Consider the following 17941-nt stretch of genomic DNA (forward strand, 5'->3'; position numbering starts at 1 on the left):
CGTCGATCGTGAATACTGCTTTCAGGTTGACGACTCTTCACTCACGTTTCACCACTCACGAATCAAGCCATTGCCATCGCTCCTTTCTATACAAAACCTTTCCATACAATTCAGCAATGAAGGCAAAAAAACTATTGCGGTAAAAAACAGTTCCATAGATATAAAAAAGGGAGAACTGGTAGCCATTGTTGGCGAAAGCGGATCAGGAAAATCTGTAACCGCATTATCCTTATTACAATTATTACCTGCACAAAGTAGTGTTAGTGGCAAGACTTTATTTTTCAGGAAAGACAAGCCTCCTGCAGACCTGGTAAAATTAACTGCAACCGACATCAATAGGATAAGAGGCAAAAAAATTGCGATGATCTTCCAGGAGCCAATGACTTCATTGAATCCTGTTTTTACCTGTGGTAAACAAGTGATGGAGGCTATACAACTGCATCAAAACGTAAATGCAAAAACGGCAAGGCAAAAAACCATTGCACTTTTTGAAAAAGTAAAATTACCCGACCCGGAAAATATTATGCATCGCTATCCGCATGAATTAAGTGGCGGGCAAAAGCAAAGGGTGATGATTGCCATGGCCATTAGTTGCGACCCCGCTTTATTAATTGCCGATGAACCTACCACTGCACTTGATGTAACCGTACAAAAAACAATACTGGAACTGATAAAAGAATTACAACATCAAAACCGCATGAGTGTTATTTTAATTACACACGACCTGGGTGTTGTTGCAGATATTGCGGATAAAGTGATAGTAATGTATAAAGGAGAGATTGTGGAGCAAGGCATTACCAAAGAAGTATTACAATCGCCACAACATCCTTATACAAAGGCATTACTGGCTTGCCGGCCTGCAGGAAAACCTAAAGGAGAACGATTGCCGGTGGTAAGTGATTTTATTGAAGGAGAAAGTGAAAAACTTATTACTACAACAGTACAAAGTATAACGCCGGCAACCATCAGTGATCAGCAAGCAACCGTTTTGCAGGTTGAAAATCTAAAAGTATATTTTCCCGCTTCAAAAAAAATATTTGGCAAAGCTTCACAATATTTTAAAGCAGTTGACGATGTTAGTTTTAAAGTAATGCAGGGAGAAACACTCGGGCTTGTAGGGGAAAGCGGTTGCGGCAAAACAACTTTGGGCAGAACAATTTTACAATTGATACAACCAACAGATGGTAAAATTTATTTAGAAGGAAAAGATATTACGCAGATAAAAAAATCGGCATTGCGTAATATGCGTAAAGACCTCCAGATCGTTTTCCAGGACCCATATGGTTCGTTAAACCCACGTATCACAATCGGAGATGCAATACTGGAACCTTTAGCAGTGCACAAGGTTTTAGATAACAATTTACAGCGCAGGGAAAAAGTGATAGAGTTATTGGAAAAAGTAAGTTTATTACCTGAACATTTCAATCGCTATCCGCACCAATTCAGCGGCGGGCAACGTCAACGCATTTGTATAGCCCGTGCGCTGGCATTAAACCCTTCTTTTTTAATTTTTGATGAAAGTGTTTCTGCATTGGACGTAAGTGTGCAGGCGCAGGTACTGAATTTACTCAATGACCTTAAAAGGGAATTCAATTTTACTTCTATATTTATATCACATGATCTGTCTGTTGTAAGATATGTAAGCGACAGGATTTTAGTAATGCACAAAGGCAAAATTGTGGAGCAGGGCGATGCGGAACAGATTTATCACCATCCGCAAAATGAGTATACTCAAAAATTAATTGAAGCCATACCGGGCAGGCAATTAATTGCTTAATCGCCATACCGGTTTGTCTTTATCTTTTCTGTAAGTACATCGTTGTAAGAATCATCATCTCTTCCATTATAGAACTGTGCTGCACTACTGTGCATTTTATACAACATCGTCTTCATTAATTTTTGTAACTGTTCTTTAACTGGTTTGGTCTCATCCAATTTGTCATCCACACTCCTGTTATAGCTATAAGATGTTTCCGAAGTAAAATCATCATTATCATCATCAAACTCCTTTGCATTCTCCGGTTGCATGCCGTAAGAAAGTATCTTCCATTTTTTCTCCTCCTTTTTATTTTTATACTTGAAGAAGTACACAAAGCCTTTTTTATTTTTGTAGGTCACCGGCATTTTTTCCAGTAAAGCAAGGGTATCATAAGAAGACGAATTCATGATAGCGCTTTTAACCAGGTCGGATTGATTATTATACCTGGCAGGAAATTTATCCAGCAGTTTTGCCCTTTTAAGGCTCCGGTACAGATCCACACGATACTCTTCTTCTCCGGCATAAAAATTCAGCAAAGAATCCGGTACCGGTTTTTTATTTCGCAATAACAACAGCATGGTATTAAACCTGATCTGTTTATTTTTCAGTTTCATGATATCTTCAAAGAAAGTGGGTACACCGGGATTTTTATCCCAGTAGGGCAACAACAACACACTATAACTCTGCAACAGTTCATTCCCTGAATCGCCATCTCCTTTGCGATTGTAAGCATTAACCTCATCATCACTATCTGCTTTATTCACTTTTTCTGCTTTGGCAATAGCTTTCTGGCTTTCGTTTGCCCTTTCTTTTTTAAGCTCCTGTTTCGCTTCAACATAAAATTTTGAGAAGTACAATTCATAATCCCTGGCACTTACATAACCGCTATCCACCATTGTGGTGAGCAATTCCATTACGGTGCTCTTATAATCATCAAGATTGATCAGTTGTAATATGTCAGGAAAAACCACTTTAGCTAATGAGATCGTATCATACAGCTGGCTCCACCCCCCTTTGTAATCATAATATCTCCTGGGTGAAGGAAACTTCTTTGTATACCTTCCCGTCCGGGAAATCACACTGGTGTAATTATAATCATCAGACCCGTTGCCCGACGTAACCACCGGCGGTTCCATTACTATCACATCTTTAAAAGCAGTAAATGAACTTTTGGTTTGTATACCCAGCAAGGCCTGTAATACGCTGTTCTGCAGATCTGCGGTATCCTTTGCGGCAACATACAATTGTTTTAAATAATCGACTAAACTGCTGTCTTTGGTTTCATCCAGGCGTCCGATAAAAGTTTGCTTTAGTTGTAAGTACCCTTTTGTTTTCCAACTCAGCGTATCAATTATTTTTTTAAGCGCAGGTACATCGGCAGAATCAAAGTCGATTGTTTTTAACCGCTTCATAGCTTTGGCATGTGTGGCACTGTCTTTACTGGCAAAGTCTTTAAAAAATTCGCCGTTGCGTTTTACAAAAGGAGATTCGCCTTTAACTGTGTCAGAAGGTGTAAAAGTTTGTATAAAATTAGATAACAGGCTACTCCTTGGCGTTAGTGTATCAGTCATTGCCATCAGCATAAAATAATTGCCGGATTTATAATACGCTTTTGAAATAAGTGTACGGCTGCTGTTGGTATCAGTAACCTGTTGAAACAGGTACCTCATGCCATTGGCCGTAATACCGCTATCCTTTTTTAAATACAGGTAAGACTGATCTTTGCTGTCGCTACCCGAAAAACTATAATCGCTGTTACTGAAGAGTTTTGTAGAATCTTTTATGTAAGTGTTTTTGGGTGATTTTGCCCAGGCTACAAATATCTTTTCACCGATGGTATCATTGCCTATCAGTTTTACACCAAACTCCGGAATAGCACTCTCGTCGTTGTCCCCATAACCATATCCGTCCATCATGTTCCGCAGGTTTTCCATCAGTTCATTTTGCTTCTTCATATCAGGAAAGAGCGGCGACTGCACCGTAAAATGCATAGCGGTATCAACCCGTAGCTTTACTTCAGGGTAGATAAAGGGCGTTATTTTAAAAGCATCAAAATACTGTTTTACATTTTTTGTTTCGGTGGTATAATGTGCCAGTTGTGCATAATAATTCGGCCCCTGCAATAAATACCTTGCCCAGGTAAAGCTGCCGTCCTTATGCCTGTATTTACAATCCAATGTCGGGTATCCCTGCCATTTACCTTGTTGCCTGCTCACCTGTTTTTCAATAACATCGCTGGAAGCAAAGCTTTCGTCCATCAGGTTCAGATCAAAAGTATCTTCTTCAATAAAACCATAGTTATGCAGGTTGGCCTTCATTAAAGTATAAGTGATATTTTCTTTGGCGTCTGTGGCAGTATATTCCAGGCGGTCGCCCTCAAAATCTTTTTGCAGTATTGGCATATGTGGCATTGTTATTTGGAAGCCGCCGGTAGCCGGAGAAAAATTCACCCAATTGGTAGCTGCATTCTGTGCAATGTTTATAGAATTGAAAAAACGATTGGCTTCCGCTCCTTCCAATACATAATCGCCGATACCACTGATCTTAAAAAATAAAATTTCAAATGGCGTAACTATAATATTGTAGCGTTGAATATCTCCCCGCCTTGTTCTGTTGGTAACATCAAAACCTTTGTACCCGCTTTTTGTGATGGCCGATTTCTTCAATATCTTGCCGGGAATATTTTCATACAGCAGGCTATCCACTTTTTTATACACCGTGGTTTCATTCTCACCTAAAAGCAACCCGTTTGTTTTAATACGGCTAACTACATAATAAGCTCCATTACCCATGTCGGCATATTGCTTAATATTTAAATCGCTTAACCTGCTGAAGCTGTAAAATTTTTCTCCCGGTATTTCCACTGAAAAAACTTTATCCTCCGATTCAATGGTTTTAAAATTTACCGGCACCCTTATTTTATCAATGGCATCTTTTTGCTGCCCGTCACGCTCTCCCATTTTTACTGCCCGTAATGTATACCCTTTGCTTCGCAGCATTTCAATAACACCACGCCTACCAGGTAAATGGGCACTGCCCACGCCAACAAACAAACTTGTTTTACTTTTTATAATGGAGTCAATAGAGTTGGCTTGTATCTCATTTCGTTTGTATAAAAATTTTTCTAAAAAAGCCTTACTGGTAAATTGTTTACCCTCCAGGCTATCCAGCATATCCAGGTCACCTTTACGGTAAGCATCTTCAATAGAATAAGGGCTTTTTATATAATCGTCATAGCTGTAGTCAGGTTCGTAATTTTTATTACGTTTTTCTTTGGCGGCATCTTTGTATGCCTGTGCTACTAACTTTTCACTCTCTTCAAAATTCTCTACACCGGTCATCTTCTTCCCTAACTTACTTCCCGTTTGAAAAATATACATATCCAGGTAAGTGTCCTCTTCAAAATCGGCGCCCTGGTTGTAAGTGCGGTACAGCATTCCGTTGATCATGGCCGGCTCTGTAGCCATGGCAAGTTTTACATTGCTTTCGTATTTATCAATCGCAAAAGTGTTTTTATGAATGTAATCGTTAGGGATTTGTAAGGCTTTGTATGCATAACCGGCAATATCACCCGAACGGGAGTCGAATATATTGGGCTTGCTGTAATCATCCTGCCAGTTGGCGGGGTTGGTTTCCAGCGCTACCACATCCACACTTTTAATAGCATTGTAAAAAGAGTCGGCCAGGTGAAAGGCCAGTTTATTACTCACATGCATGGTACCAAAAAGGTAGCTGGGTTTTGCCAATCCGTTACCACTGATCTCCCATAAAAGACCCTGGTACTTTTTTTCGGCTTTTTTTGCTGGCTGACTGTTTGCTGATAGTACGGAAAAAGAAAACAGCAAAAGGGTTGCTATTAGTTTCATGTATCTCTTGATTGTGTAATAAAGATAATACAAAGATCATATCAGCCGCATGATTCCACAATTACCGGCCTTTCAATTGGCAAACTGCTAACAAATGCTGTCAATTGGTAATAAAATCCAATATCTGCCCTTTTAGTATGCCCAACTAATTAACATTTTCCAATATCGGTAACTTTCCTCCGCAAAAATGCCTTATCTTTGCGCCTTCAAAATCATGCCGTAACATGATAAGTGCCTCCTGAAAGGCTAGTCTTTAAAGCTTCTCTGTACACGGCATGTAACCTTTTAAAAAATTAGTTACATGAAATTATCCCAGTTCCGTTTCGATCTTCCACTGAATTTAATTGCACAAAACCCCACTAAAAAACGTGAGGACAGCCGTATGATGGTGATTGACCGCAAGACCGGCAATATTGAAAACAAACATTTTAAAGAGATCATTGATTATTTTGATGATAAAGATGTGTTTGTGGTTAACAACACCAAGGTTTTTCCTGCCCGTATGTATGGCCGCAAAGAAAAAACAGGTGCTAAAATTGAAGTGTTTTTATTGAGAGAACTGAATAAGCCCAACAAATTATGGGATGTAATTGTGGACCCTGCCCGTAAGATACGTGTGGGCAACAAATTATATTTTGGAGAAAGTGATGAACTGGTAGCCGAAGTAATTGACAATACCACCAGCCGTGGCCGTACCATCCGTTTTTTATGGGATGGCACCGATGAGGAATTCAGGGGCATGCTGGAAATTTTAGGTGAAACACCATTGCCAAAATACATTAAACGTAAGCCGGAAGAAGAAGATAAAGAACGTTACCAGACAGTTTATGCAAAACATGAAGGCGCCGTTGCTGCACCCACTGCAGGCTTGCACTTTAGTAAAGAATTAATCAAGCGCCTGGAAATTAAAGGTATCCGTTTTGCAGAAACCACTTTGCATACCGGCCTTGGCACTTTCCGCCCTATTGAAGTGGAAGATTTAAGTAAACATAAAATGGATGCTGAATATTACAGGGTAGAACAAACAGCCTGCGATATTGTGAATAAGGCAAAAGAAACCGGTCACCGTATTTGCTCTATCGGTACCACCACCATGCGTTCAATGGAGAGTTCGTTTACGGCACAAAAATTATTGAAACCATCTGAAGGCTGGACGAATCATTTTATTCATCCGCCTTACAATTTTAATATTGCCGATGCATTGGTAACCAATTTTCATTTACCAAAAACAAGCTTATTAATTATGGCTTGTGCATTTGCAGGGTACGATTTAATGATGGAAGCGTATAAAAAAGCAATCAAAGATAAATACCGTTTCTTCAGTTATGGAGATGCGATGCTGATCATCTAATTACAGCTATATGATTTTACAGACTCCTCAATTTATTGGGGAGTTTTTTTATACCTTCTATATTTGTACTTACGTTACATTTTAAAACAATATATTTTGCCGGGAAATTCTTTATTACAACACTTGTACGCCGACTTAACTGATCAACAAATAATTTATAAAGTACTACATGAGAGTGACCAGTTAACACATGAAGCAATGGCGGTTGCTAAAGAAGAACTGGCAAAGCGCAACATCAATATTGAGGAGTTGAGAGCAGCCGCCGAAATGGAAGAACTACAACAAAAAGAGTACAACAATTTTAAGCTTACCAAAACAACAGGGGAATTAATTGATTTATTTAAAATTATCAGCACTGCAAAAGGGGCTGGAAAAACCGATGCCGCAATTGTACATGATTTTAAAAAATCCGGCATTGAACCCGGAATTACCATTTCTTTGATAAAAGAAGTAAAACAACAGAGTAAAGACAAACTTGATATGATCCGGGCTGATGTCTTTTATGGGTTTCTTATAACCGTGGCTGGAGTTGGGGTTGCAATTTTAGCCAATCGCTTTTCAGGCGGCACAGTGATGTTTTTACCTTACGGCGCTATCTTTTACGGATTGTTCAGGCTTTTAAAGGGGGTATCAGATTTTGCTTTGCAGAAAAAATTAAAACTGGTTATTAAGGGTTTCTGATAGCTGATTTTTTACGTGCTAAAAATAAAAAAGGGCCAGGATAAAAATCCAGCCCCGTTTTAAATCCAATATCCTATGAAAAACCATACATAAGACGTTCAAAGTGCACAAAAAGTTGTAAACGATTTGTTAATAGTTTTATTTATTTTTAAGTAACGTAAAACGGCTGATATGAAATCAATCCAGGAATGGCTTGCCGAGTATGGTGAAAGCCATCAAAATGAAACCAATAAAACCATACATTGGATCTGCGTTCCCACCATCTTCTTTTCTGTTCTGGGACTGCTGTATAGCATAAAACTACCATGGGTAATCGCAGGCCATACGCTTAATGTTGCAATGATAGTATTACTCCTCACCATAGCCTATTATTTTTCTTTATCACGAACGCTTTGGATTGGTATGACCGCATTTGGCATTTTTTGTGGCTGGATATGCCATATTATTGAGCAAGCTCATTTTATGCCCCTTTGGCTCTTTTGCGTTATTGCTTTTGTAGTAGCCTGGATAGGACAATTTTATGGCCATAAAGTAGAAGGCAAAAAACCTTCTTTTTTAAAAGACCTGCAATTTTTAATGATAGGCCCTGCCTGGTTGATGAGTTTTATCTATAAAAAATTAGGTATAGGCTTATAAATAAAAAGCAGTCAACTTTTTAAGGATTGACTGCCTGTATTAATGTTTGGTACAATTTATTTTGCAAAAATATTATTCACATCCTGCTCCACTTTCAGGTAATGTTTCCGGCCAAGGGTCAAGTAATAACCAAAGTATATAATCACAACAAGAAATATTGCCAGGGCGGCCATATTCATTTCCGGTGTCATTTTTTCTCTCAGGAATAAGCGGCCTAGTAAGGCAACAAGAAAAACGCCATATACGGCCCAAAAGTATTTCATGCCTGACGCTACTTTTAAATATACTGTTTCGCCCGGTTTTATATCTACAGTTAAAGGCATGGAGCTGCACCAGTTTACTTTGCAAGTAATTACATTAGCGCCGCCGGGCACTTCATACTCCTCACTAGAACCATTGGTGATTTTTTTCTCCTGCATGGCCCCATTAATTTCCACACCGTAGCCTTTAAGGCGGTTCAAAAACTCACTTTTTCTCTCCAGTACAATTCTTCCAAACAATTCTGACATGTATTTCTTTTTTAATTATTACAACCCAAATAAACCGGTATTCAGCAATTGCAGGGTTTGTTCTTTATAATTTCTTGCTATCAATAAAGAAACATTGTGTTTGCTGCCGCCATAACTTACCATACGTACCGGTATCGGCTCAATGGCATCAAACAATTTTTTCATTACATCTTTTGTTTCGGCAATTTCGTTACCTACTATTGAAACAATGGTATGGTTGGTATCAATTTCAACTGTACCAAATGGTTCCAGTTCTTTAATAATATCAGGCAGGTTAACGTCGTTGTCAATAGTAACGGAAACGGCTACCTCAGAAGTAGTGATCATATCAATGGAAGTGCGGTATTTTTCAAACACTTCAAATACTTTACGTAAAAAACCATAAGCCAGTAACATGCGGCTGCTCTTTACTCTTATTGCAGTAATACCGTCTTTTGCAGCAACAGCTTTTACACCCACACTACCCGCTTTTTCTGCAATCAATGTACCTTTTGCAGATGGCTCCATAGTATTTAATAACTTAACCGGTACATTGTAATACTGCGCCGGCCAGATACTTGCAGGGTGCAAAATTTTGGCTCCAAAATAAGCCAGCTCTGCAGCTTCTTCAAAACTCAATTGCTCAATGGCAAAAGTTTTATTTACAATTCTGGGGTCGTTGTTATGCATACCATCAATATCCGTCCATATTTCGCAAACACTGGCGTTGATAGCTGCTGCAATTAAGGAAGCACTGTAATCACTGCCGCCACGTTTTAAATTATCCACTTCTCCTTTTGCATTGCGGCAGATATACCCTTGTGTGATAAATATTTTTTTATCGCTTTGTTTAAGCAATTGCGCCAGCTTAACTTTTATAGCACCCACCTGCGGTTCGTCATACGCATCAATGGTCATAAACTCCAGTGCAGGCAATAAAGCGTGGTCAATTTTATTTTCGGTTAAATAAATGGAAAATAATTTTGTGCTTAGTAATTCGCCCTGCGCCAGTATGTCTTTATTCAATGCTTCACTGAAAGAAATCCTTAAAATGATATATAAGAATTCAAAATGCTCCTGTAATACTTTACCGGCTGCCTCTAAACCAGCCTCTGTTTTTAAAAGTTGTTGTACAAAATCTTTATAATGATTTTCCAGCTTTTCAATCAATTGCTTTGCATCCGACTTATTCCCGGTTGCCATTGCATTACTGATGTCTACCAAACTGTTTGTAGTGCCACTTAAAGCCGACAGTACCACGATCTTGCTTTCATCATCTGCAGTTATCAGTTGCGATACCTGGTGCATTCTTTCCGGCTTACCAACGCTGGTGCCGCCAAATTTCATTATTTTCATAATCCCCCCCCGATGCCGTAATTACGGCAAATTTTTAATTAATAAATGATTTTTAAATTTTTGCAAAAGTATTTTATGTAAAGGGCTATTCCAAATGCAATTATCAAAAAGGTATTTCCAGCTTTGCGGCCAGCGCTTTAAGGTCTTCCACTACAGTTCTTACCAGCGGAATGCCATTCAGACTGCGTTCGGCCTCCATTTCCCTTTCGGGGTCGCCGGGTATAATCACTTTATCTTCCCCCTCTGTGGTTTTTGCGCTACGGAACCGCAGTATCCAGTTGTCCATATGCTGCTTAAACTCATCGGCGGTTCTAAAGGCATCAATACGCATGGCTCCAAAAAAATGCCCGATACCCTCACCCGGCATATTTTCCGGCATGGGCACATAAGCAGGGAAAGGTGGCACCCAGGGACCGTAATTAGCGCCACTCAGCACGGCTGAAAAAATATCTACAATAGCGCCAAGTGCATAGCCTTTGTGGCTGCTGTGCTCCCTGTCGCCACCTAACGGTAATAATGAGCCGCCGTTTTTCAATTCGTTGGCATTGGTGCTTGACTGGCCATCTTTTGTTTGTATCCACCCTGTGGGAGCATCTGCATTTTTTCTTTGCAAGATCTCTAATTTTCCATTGGCAGCCGTGGTAGTGGCAAAGTCTGCAACAAATGCAGGCTCAGTACCTGCCGGTATTGCCACTGCAATGGGATTAGTACCCAGCATTCTCTCTACAGAAAAAGTAGGCGCTACCAATGCACTGGCATTCGTCATGGCAATACCAATCATATCGTTGGGCAAAGCCATCATGGCATGATAGCCGGCTATACCAAAATGATTACTGTTTTTTACGCTTACCCAACCGGTACCTGCATTTTTTGCTTTATCTATAGCTACCTGCATGGCATAAGGTGCCACTACCAGCCCTAAACCTGCATCACCATCCACCACGGCTGTAGATGGTGTTTCATGCGTAATCTTTATTTGTGGCTTTGCATTTACACGTTTTACTTCCCACAGGCGTACATAGCCTGTAAGCCTTGCCACACCATGACTATCGATACCTCTCAGGTCCGCTGCAATCAACGCTTTTGCAGCAATATCAGCATCTGTTGTACTGCATCCTATCTTTACAAAAACAGCTGTGCAAAAATCATACAGCTGCCGGTAATTGTATATTTCTTCCATCAAACAAAAATAGCTTAAATATTATTGCGGCGAAAACCATAACCACTGCTGTAAAATAAAAGCCGCCCCATAAAAATGAAGCGGCCTTCTTTGTGCTCAACCTACCTTATATGTAAAAACTCTTTATTATTCGTTATCCATTTCATCCATCATGCCGCCTTTCTTTTCCTGCCTCATTTTTAGCAACTTCAGTTTCTGCTCCTTTGATAAAATGTCCATGGTACTTTTTGCCTGTTCCTTTTTCAGGTCTTTTAGTTTGGCCTTTTTTTCATCAGCATTTAACTTTTCATCATTTTCAATAGCTTCTTTTTTTGCTTTGCCGGCCTGGCGTATTTCTTTTAATTTCCCTTTTTGCTCTTTTGTAAGATCCAGGTCCTTCATCATTTCTTTTCTGTCTTTACCGGCATCGTGTTTTTGAGCTGTGGTATTAAGAGAAGAATCTGATTTATCTGCCGCTTTTTTCTGCCGCTGTACCTGTGCAAACGACAGAGAAATAATTAAACTGCAAATCAATACTCCAATAATTTTTTTCATTGCCTGATTTTTATTTTTGTATAGATACTAAAAGTTCCCGGAAGTTTAACGGCATAAAAAAATAAAATGAAAACCCCGTCCATAAGACGGGGTTAACAACGATTGCGTTCCACCAAACGGCGAAACAGATTTGCTTGCCAGCAATTTTATCTTAAGAAAAGAATTTCCCTGTATTTTGGCAACACCCAATGTGCATCGTCTACCATTAATTCCAGTTTATCAACGTGATAACGGATAAGGTCAAAGTACTCCCCTTTAATTTTATCGCAGTATGCAATAGCTTTATCCCTTGAGCTGGTCAATTCGTTAGCTATCTTTCTTTCTTCGATCATTTTTTTCACGTTATCGCTGATTACAGCGATATGGTTACTGATCGCTTCCAGTACCTGCAATTGGTTAGAGTAAGCGGCTTCCTTTAAACCTGCTTCTTTCAAGCCTTTGATATTTTCAATCAGAATATTCTGGTATTTAACTGCAGAAGGCAATACGTAAGTGGTAGCTAATTCACCCATGATCCTTGCTTCAATCTGTACTTTCTTTACATAATCTTCCAGCATAATCTCGTGCCTTGCTTCCAGCTCAGCATGATTGTAAATATCATTGCTCTCGAATAATTTCTTTGCCTTATCTGTTACATAAGCATCTAATGCTAATGGAGTGGTTTTTACATTGGGTAAACCACGCTTTTCAGCTTCATTGGCCCATGCTTCGCTATAACCATCACCTTCAAACAATACTTTTTTGCTTTCTACAACATATTTCTGCAGGATGTGCATTATCGCAACTTCTTTTTTATCGCCTTTTTCAATTAATGCATCAACATCAGCTTTAAAGGTTTTTAAAGTTTCTGCAACGATAGTATTTAATACTGTCATGTTGGTAGCGCAGTTAGCAGCAGAACCCACCGCACGGAATTCAAATTTATTTCCGGTGAATGCAAATGGAGAGGTTCTGTTACGATCTGTATTATCCAGCATTAATTCAGGAATGCTCTTATGAATATCCAGTTTCAGCATAGCTTCATCCTGCTCATCAAATTTTCCGCCTACTCTTGTTTCTACCTGTTCTAAAACTGTGGTTAAATATTTACCGATGAAAGCAGAGATAATAGCCGGTGGCGCTTCGTTAGCACCCAAACGGTGATCGTTTCCTGCACTGGCAATTGATGCCCTTAATAAATCAGAATAATCATGCACTGCTTTAATGGTGTTAACAAAGAATGTTAAGAACATTAAATTAGTTTTTGGCGTTTTACCAGGTGCTAATAAGTTAACTCCGGTATCAGTAGCCAAACTCCAGTTATTGTGTTTACCACTACCGTTGATACCGGCAAATGGCTTTTCGTGCAATAATACTTTTAAGTTATGACGTTTTGCTACTCTTGTCATGATGTCCATCAACAACAGGTTGTGATCAACAGCAATATTCACTTCTTCATAAATTGGCGCACATTCAAACTGGGCAGGTGCAACCTCATTATGACGTGTACGTAAAGGAATACCTAATTTGTAACTTTCTTCTTCAAAATCTCTCATGAAAGCATATACTCTTTCAGGAATAGTTCCGAAATAGTGATCTTCCAATTGCTGACCTTTTGCCGGTGCATGACCAAATACGGTACGGCCGGTTAATAACAGATCGGGGCGGGCATTTGCAAGACCGGCATCAATCATAAAATATTCCTGTTCCCAACCTAATGTAGGACTTACTTTAGTTACATTTTTATCAAAGTACTGGCAAACATCAACCGCTGCTTTATCCAGCGCCACCAATGCTTTTAATAAAGGTGTTTTAGCATCCAGGGATTCCCCGGTGTAGCTAACAAAGATGGTAGGGATACATAAGGTTTTGCCCTGGCCGATCTCCATAATAAATGCAGGTGAAGAAGGGTCCCATGCAGTGTATCCACGGGCTTCAAAAGTTGCTCTTAAACCACCACTTGGGAAAGAAGAAGCATCCGGCTCCTGCTGAATTAAAGCGCCGCCATCAAATTCTTCAATGGGTGTACCATCGCCTTTTAATGTAAAGAAGGAATCATGCTTTTCTGCAGATAAACCTGTTAATGGCTGAAACCAGTGCGTATAGTGTGTTACACCTTTACTTTCGGCCCAGGCTTTTACACCGTTAGCCACCTGGCCGCCCATTGCACGGTCAATTTTTTTACCACTTTTTACTGAAGCTACTAAGCTTTTGTAAGCATCGTCACTTAAAAACTGACGGGCTACTTTAAGAGTAAACACATTTTCATTAAAAATTGCAGTAATTTTTGATGAACCTGATACCTTAACTTCTACTGGATTGCTGGTTAGGTTTTCCAGCGCATGGGAGCGTAAAGATTGCATATTTATATGTTTTGAGCAACAAAAAAACGTCAAAAATCGTTATAAAACAATTTTTTTATCAGAAATGTGATAAAAAATATCGTTTTGTGGAAAAAACAGAAATATGCAATTATTTTTTAATTTTAAAAATCCGGATTAGTTTTGGCCAGTCAATCCGGCATATTACGGGGGCCATTAAAAAAGGGAGGTACACACTTCTATATCGTACAATAGAACCCAGGTTGGGCATTATATAACCAATAAACAGGAACATGGTCATAGCAAAAAAGATCCCGAAAAATAAAAAAGGGTCTTTTTCTTCCGGAATGGCTTTTCTTTTAAAGAAAAGAAAAAGGATGAAACATAACTGGAAAGCGATCAACTCTATATTTATTGGCAACAGGCTTTTAGCCGGAAGTTCTGTTGGGTAAGGCCGCATTAAAAGATGGTTGAATGCCTGCGGCGCATTAAATACAAAACTTTTAAAGTTGGGATACAAGGTATCCAGTTTAATTTGTGTTGATGCTACTGGCAGTGTAAAAAAGGCAGCTTGTTTATTGGTTACTGTCTTAGGCGGATCAATACTACCGGCAACACTATGCACATTAAAAAACAGGATGCCACAGATGATGTAACCGATTATAAAACTTTTTAAGGAAGGCCATTTATATTTTACTACCAGAATCCATATTATAAGTGCAGGCAACAAATTAATTAACACGTAACTTCTTATTAAAAACAACATGATAAACGCAATACCGATAATTGCAAGGCGCTTCCTGGTCCATTGATTTTCCTGCAGCGATTGGTACACCGCATATAATAAAAAGCCCAGCGTGGTAAAAACAATATTGTCTTTTTGCACCCCCGAGGTAAAGTAAAGCATTGAAGGCAGCAGGAAACAACAAACTATAACAGCCGGTTGTTGCTTTTTGTAAAGCTGAATAAATATTCTGTAAAAAGCCACATGCCCTAAAAAACCAACAAAATTGAAAAATAAGCTGTTGATATAATAATTACCCCTGCTGAAAATATCGCAAAGCGAAATCATTTTAATGATAATATTATTCCTCAGGTCGTTCCAGAACGATTGAAAGGAATCGAACAAACCACCATAGCCCTTGTCGTAACCGGAAGTAAATAAATTGCTTAAATATTCCTTAGGATTCGACCATAATAACTGGTATTCGCTCCACCCCTCCCGGTTTACATCCCAGTAATCATTACCGGTGCTGTAGATATGAATTGATATCCAGCCGATAGCCAGGCCGGCAAAAATTTTAGCTAAAAAAAGTAACAATATATATTTATCAGGTAGACCGGAGTTTTTTATAAACCTGACTTTGGTAAGCAGCCAGCAAAATATCAACAGGTAAATAATAAAAAGAATGTATTCCAATGCAATTAATTTTCAATGTGGGAAGATAGTTAAAATATTTGCCATCCTTGTACCCGAATAAACTTTTAGGGCGTTACCTTTGCGCTTTGTAACCATCTTCTCTACAACATTTATGGAAATAACAGTAAAAACCGCAGAACAGTTAAGAATTACCGCAGACGAATTTGAATTGATAAAACAAAAGCTGGGACGCACCCCCAACTTCAATGAGCTCTGTTCTTTCAGTGCTATGTGGAGTGAGCATTGCAGTTATAAAAATTCTATTAAATGGTTAAAGACATTACCACGTGAAGGAAAAAAAATGCTGGTAAAGGCCGGAGAAGAAAATGCCGGTTTAATGGACATTGGTGATGGTTACGGTGTGGTGTTTAAAATTGAAAGTCATAATCACCCTTCTGCAATTGAACCATTTCAGGGTGCGGCAACAGGTGTGGGTGGTATTAACAGGGATATTTTTACCATGGGTGCAAGGCCCATCGCCTCATTAAATAGTTTACGCTTTGGAAATTTAAAAGAAGCAAAAACACAACACTTACTGGCTGGCGTGGTACATGGCATTGGCCATTACGGTAACTGCTTTGGCGTACCAACAGTTGGCGGCGAAGTTTATTTTGAAGACTGCTACCATACGAACCCGTTAGTAAACGCCATGAGTGTGGGCATTTTAAAAAACGGAGAAACCATTTCTGCTACATCAGGTAAAGTAAAAGGCAATCCTGTTTTTTTTGTAGGTAGCGCTACCGGTAAAGATGGCATTGGAGGGGCAAGTTTTGCCAGTGCAGATATTACTGCAGACAGTGCTGAAGACCTGCCAGCGGTGCAGGTGGGTGATCCCTTCCAGGAAAAAAAATTATTAGAAGCCTGTTTGGAAGTAATGAATACCGGCGCAGTGGTTGGTATGCAGGATATGGGCGCCGCAGGAATTATCTGCAGCACCAGCGAAATGAGCGCCAAGGGCGAAGCCGGAATGAGAATTGACCTGGAGAAAGTGCCTACCCGCCAGAAAGATATGAAAGCATGGGAATTGTTATTGAGCGAGAGCCAGGAAAGAATGTTGCTTGTTGCCGAAAGAGGAAAAGAACAATTGGTAATAGATGTATTTGAAAAATGGGACTTACCCTGCAGCGAAATTGGTGAAGTAACTGATGATGGCATGCTGAATTTTTACATGAATGGGAATTTAGAAGCCACATTACCTGCATACGAATTGGTGTTAGGCGGTGGTGCTCCGCAAAACGACAGGCCTTATACCGAGCCAAAATATTTTGAAAAAATAAAAGCATTTAATGCAGCTACTATTGTTGTTCCTGCAGATTTAAAAGCAACAGCAGAACAAATTATACAGATACCGAATATTGCCAGCAAAAAATGGATCTATGTACAATACGACAGCATGGTAGGCGCAGGCAATGCAAGCACCAACGCACCAAGCGATGCCGCTATTGTAATTGCAAAACCAACTAATAAAGCATTAGCACTTACAACAGATTGTAACAGCCGTTATGTTTTTGCAGACCCTTACACCGGTGCCATGATTGCGGTTGCAGAAGCTGCAAGAAATATTGTGTGCAGCGGCGGGCAACCATTGGGTGTTACCAACTGTTTAAACTTTGGTAACCCTTACGACCCGGAAGTGTATTATCAATTTGTACATGCTATAAAAGGCATGGGTGAAGCCTGCAGAAAATTTGATACTCCCGTCACCGGTGGCAATGTTAGTTTTTATAACCAGGGGCCAGACGGTGCCGTATACCCTACCCCAACAATTGGCATGGTGGGTTTACTGGATTCGCCTGATGATAAAATGACCATGGATTTTAAAAATGAAGATGATGAAATTTATTTAGTGGGTACACAACGCAATGATATTAACTCATCTGAATACCTGCACAAACTACATGGAGTGGAATTTTCTCCCGCACCATATTTTGATATTGACGAAGAGTTTGCTGTGCAACATGAGATAAAAAAGATGATTGAGAAAAAACTCATCAACTCTGCACATGATGTAAGCGAAGGTGGTTTATTTGTAACATTGATCGAAAGCGCTTTTAACAGGAATACAGGTTTTAAAGTGATTACCACTGACAGTTCAATAAGAAAAGATGCGTATTGGTTTGGTGAAGCACAAAGCCGTGTCGTGGTTTCCGTGTCTAAAGAAAACAGGAATGATTTTAATATGCTGTTAGAAAAAATGGAAATTACGGTAACTTATTTAGGTACTGTTACCGGTGGTGCCATAAATATTGATGGAGAAGACTGGGGCAATGTAGCTGACTGGAAAGAAAAATATGATAATGCAATTGGTAAATTATTAGCAGGGCACGAAAGTGAAGCAGCATTATCTTCGCTGTAATACCAAATGCACAA

12 protein-coding genes are annotated in these 17941 nt (G+C 39.4%); 5 read left to right on the forward strand and 7 right to left on the reverse strand.

All coding sequences use genetic code 11. From position 1 onward, the window contains the following. The first annotated feature begins 70 nt into the window (after positions 1-70). Positions 71-1777, forward strand: a complete 1707-nt coding sequence (locus ACYVM0_RS12185; RefSeq protein WP_460557404.1) for an ABC transporter ATP-binding protein — start codon at positions 71-73, stop codon at positions 1775-1777. Here ACYVM0_RS12185 and ACYVM0_RS12190 read toward each other — a convergent pair. Beyond that, on the reverse strand, positions 1774-5625 hold the full coding sequence (locus ACYVM0_RS12190; protein ID WP_460557406.1) for a TraB/GumN family protein: 3852 nt from the start codon (positions 5623-5625) through the stop codon (positions 1774-1776). The two genes, ACYVM0_RS12185 and ACYVM0_RS12190, sit on opposite strands and share 4 nt — an antisense overlap. 301 nt (positions 5626-5926) lie before the next feature. On the opposite strand from ACYVM0_RS12190, the gene queA reads away from it, so the two are divergent. From queA to ACYVM0_RS12205, 3 genes are all read left to right on the forward strand, one after another. Next, complete coding sequence (gene queA, locus ACYVM0_RS12195) at positions 5927-6976, forward strand: tRNA preQ1(34) S-adenosylmethionine ribosyltransferase-isomerase QueA (protein ID WP_430990493.1); 1050 nt, start codon at positions 5927-5929, stop codon at positions 6974-6976. Between the two features lie 96 nt (positions 6977-7072). Beyond that, positions 7073-7657 carry a hypothetical protein gene (locus ACYVM0_RS12200; RefSeq protein ID WP_460557409.1) on the forward strand — a complete coding sequence of 195 codons (585 nt, stop codon included), beginning with the start codon at positions 7073-7075 and terminating at the stop codon, positions 7655-7657. Positions 7658-7828: 171 nt separating this feature from the next. After that, positions 7829-8293, forward strand: a complete 465-nt coding sequence (locus ACYVM0_RS12205; RefSeq protein WP_460557411.1) for an Mpo1 family 2-hydroxy fatty acid dioxygenase — start codon at positions 7829-7831, stop codon at positions 8291-8293. A 56-nt stretch (positions 8294-8349) separates the two neighbouring features. On the opposite strand, the gene ACYVM0_RS12210 is transcribed toward ACYVM0_RS12205, so the two are convergent. The 6 genes from ACYVM0_RS12210 to ACYVM0_RS12235 all read right to left on the reverse strand — a co-directional run bounded on the left by ACYVM0_RS12210 (position 8350) and on the right by ACYVM0_RS12235 (position 15571). Continuing rightward, positions 8350-8802 (reverse strand): hypothetical protein, encoded by a 453-nt coding sequence (locus ACYVM0_RS12210; RefSeq protein ID WP_460557413.1) that lies wholly within the window; start codon positions 8800-8802, stop codon positions 8350-8352. A gap of 18 nt (positions 8803-8820) precedes the next feature. After that, the gene (locus ACYVM0_RS12215; RefSeq protein WP_460557415.1) at positions 8821-10128 is read right to left on the reverse strand and encodes an aspartate kinase; all 1308 of its coding nucleotides are present in this window, start codon (positions 10126-10128) and stop codon (positions 8821-8823) included. A gap of 112 nt (positions 10129-10240) precedes the next feature. Then, positions 10241-11317, reverse strand: a complete 1077-nt coding sequence (locus ACYVM0_RS12220) for an Ldh family oxidoreductase (protein ID WP_460557417.1) — start codon at positions 11315-11317, stop codon at positions 10241-10243. Positions 11318-11443: 126 nt separating this feature from the next. Continuing rightward, the gene (locus tag ACYVM0_RS12225; protein WP_460557419.1) at positions 11444-11851 is read right to left on the reverse strand and encodes a hypothetical protein; all 408 of its coding nucleotides are present in this window, start codon (positions 11849-11851) and stop codon (positions 11444-11446) included. Between the two features lie 146 nt (positions 11852-11997). Beyond that, positions 11998-14193: a glutamine synthetase III family protein gene (locus tag ACYVM0_RS12230; RefSeq protein WP_460557421.1), complete on the reverse strand. Its 2196-nt coding sequence runs from the start codon at positions 14191-14193 to the stop codon at positions 11998-12000. Positions 14194-14302: 109 nt separating this feature from the next. Then, complete coding sequence (locus ACYVM0_RS12235; RefSeq protein WP_460557423.1) at positions 14303-15571, reverse strand: hypothetical protein; 1269 nt, start codon at positions 15569-15571, stop codon at positions 14303-14305. A 112-nt stretch (positions 15572-15683) separates the two neighbouring features. Here ACYVM0_RS12235 and purL point away from each other — a divergent pair, with 112 nt between their 5' ends. Beyond that, positions 15684-17927 (forward strand): phosphoribosylformylglycinamidine synthase subunit PurL, encoded by a 2244-nt coding sequence (gene purL / locus ACYVM0_RS12240; protein ID WP_460557424.1) that lies wholly within the window; start codon positions 15684-15686, stop codon positions 17925-17927. Positions 17928-17941: the final 14 nt, after the last annotated feature.

It is taken from the genome of Ferruginibacter profundus, assembly GCF_054783275.1.

Bases quoted from the DNA above. Each gene is read 5' to 3' on its own strand.
- ACYVM0_RS12190 (WP_460557406.1), bottom strand. From the start codon at position 5,625: ATGAAACTAATAGCAACCCTTTTGCTGTTTTCTTTTTCCGTACTATCA.
- queA (WP_430990493.1), top strand. From the start codon at position 5,927: ATGAAATTATCCCAGTTCCGTTTCGATCTTCCACTGAATTTAATTGCA.
- ACYVM0_RS12205 (WP_460557411.1), top strand. From the start codon at position 7,829: ATGAAATCAATCCAGGAATGGCTTGCCGAGTATGGTGAAAGCCATCAA.
- ACYVM0_RS12210 (WP_460557413.1), bottom strand. From the start codon at position 8,802: ATGTCAGAATTGTTTGGAAGAATTGTACTGGAGAGAAAAAGTGAGTTT.
- ACYVM0_RS12215 (WP_460557415.1), bottom strand. From the start codon at position 10,128: ATGAAATTTGGCGGCACCAGCGTTGGTAAGCCGGAAAGAATGCACCAG.
- ACYVM0_RS12220 (WP_460557417.1), bottom strand. From the start codon at position 11,317: ATGGAAGAAATATACAATTACCGGCAGCTGTATGATTTTTGCACAGCT.
- ACYVM0_RS12225 (WP_460557419.1), bottom strand. From the start codon at position 11,851: ATGAAAAAAATTATTGGAGTATTGATTTGCAGTTTAATTATTTCTCTG.
- ACYVM0_RS12230 (WP_460557421.1), bottom strand. From the start codon at position 14,193: ATGCAATCTTTACGCTCCCATGCGCTGGAAAACCTAACCAGCAATCCA.
- purL (WP_460557424.1), top strand. From the start codon at position 15,684: ATGGAAATAACAGTAAAAACCGCAGAACAGTTAAGAATTACCGCAGAC.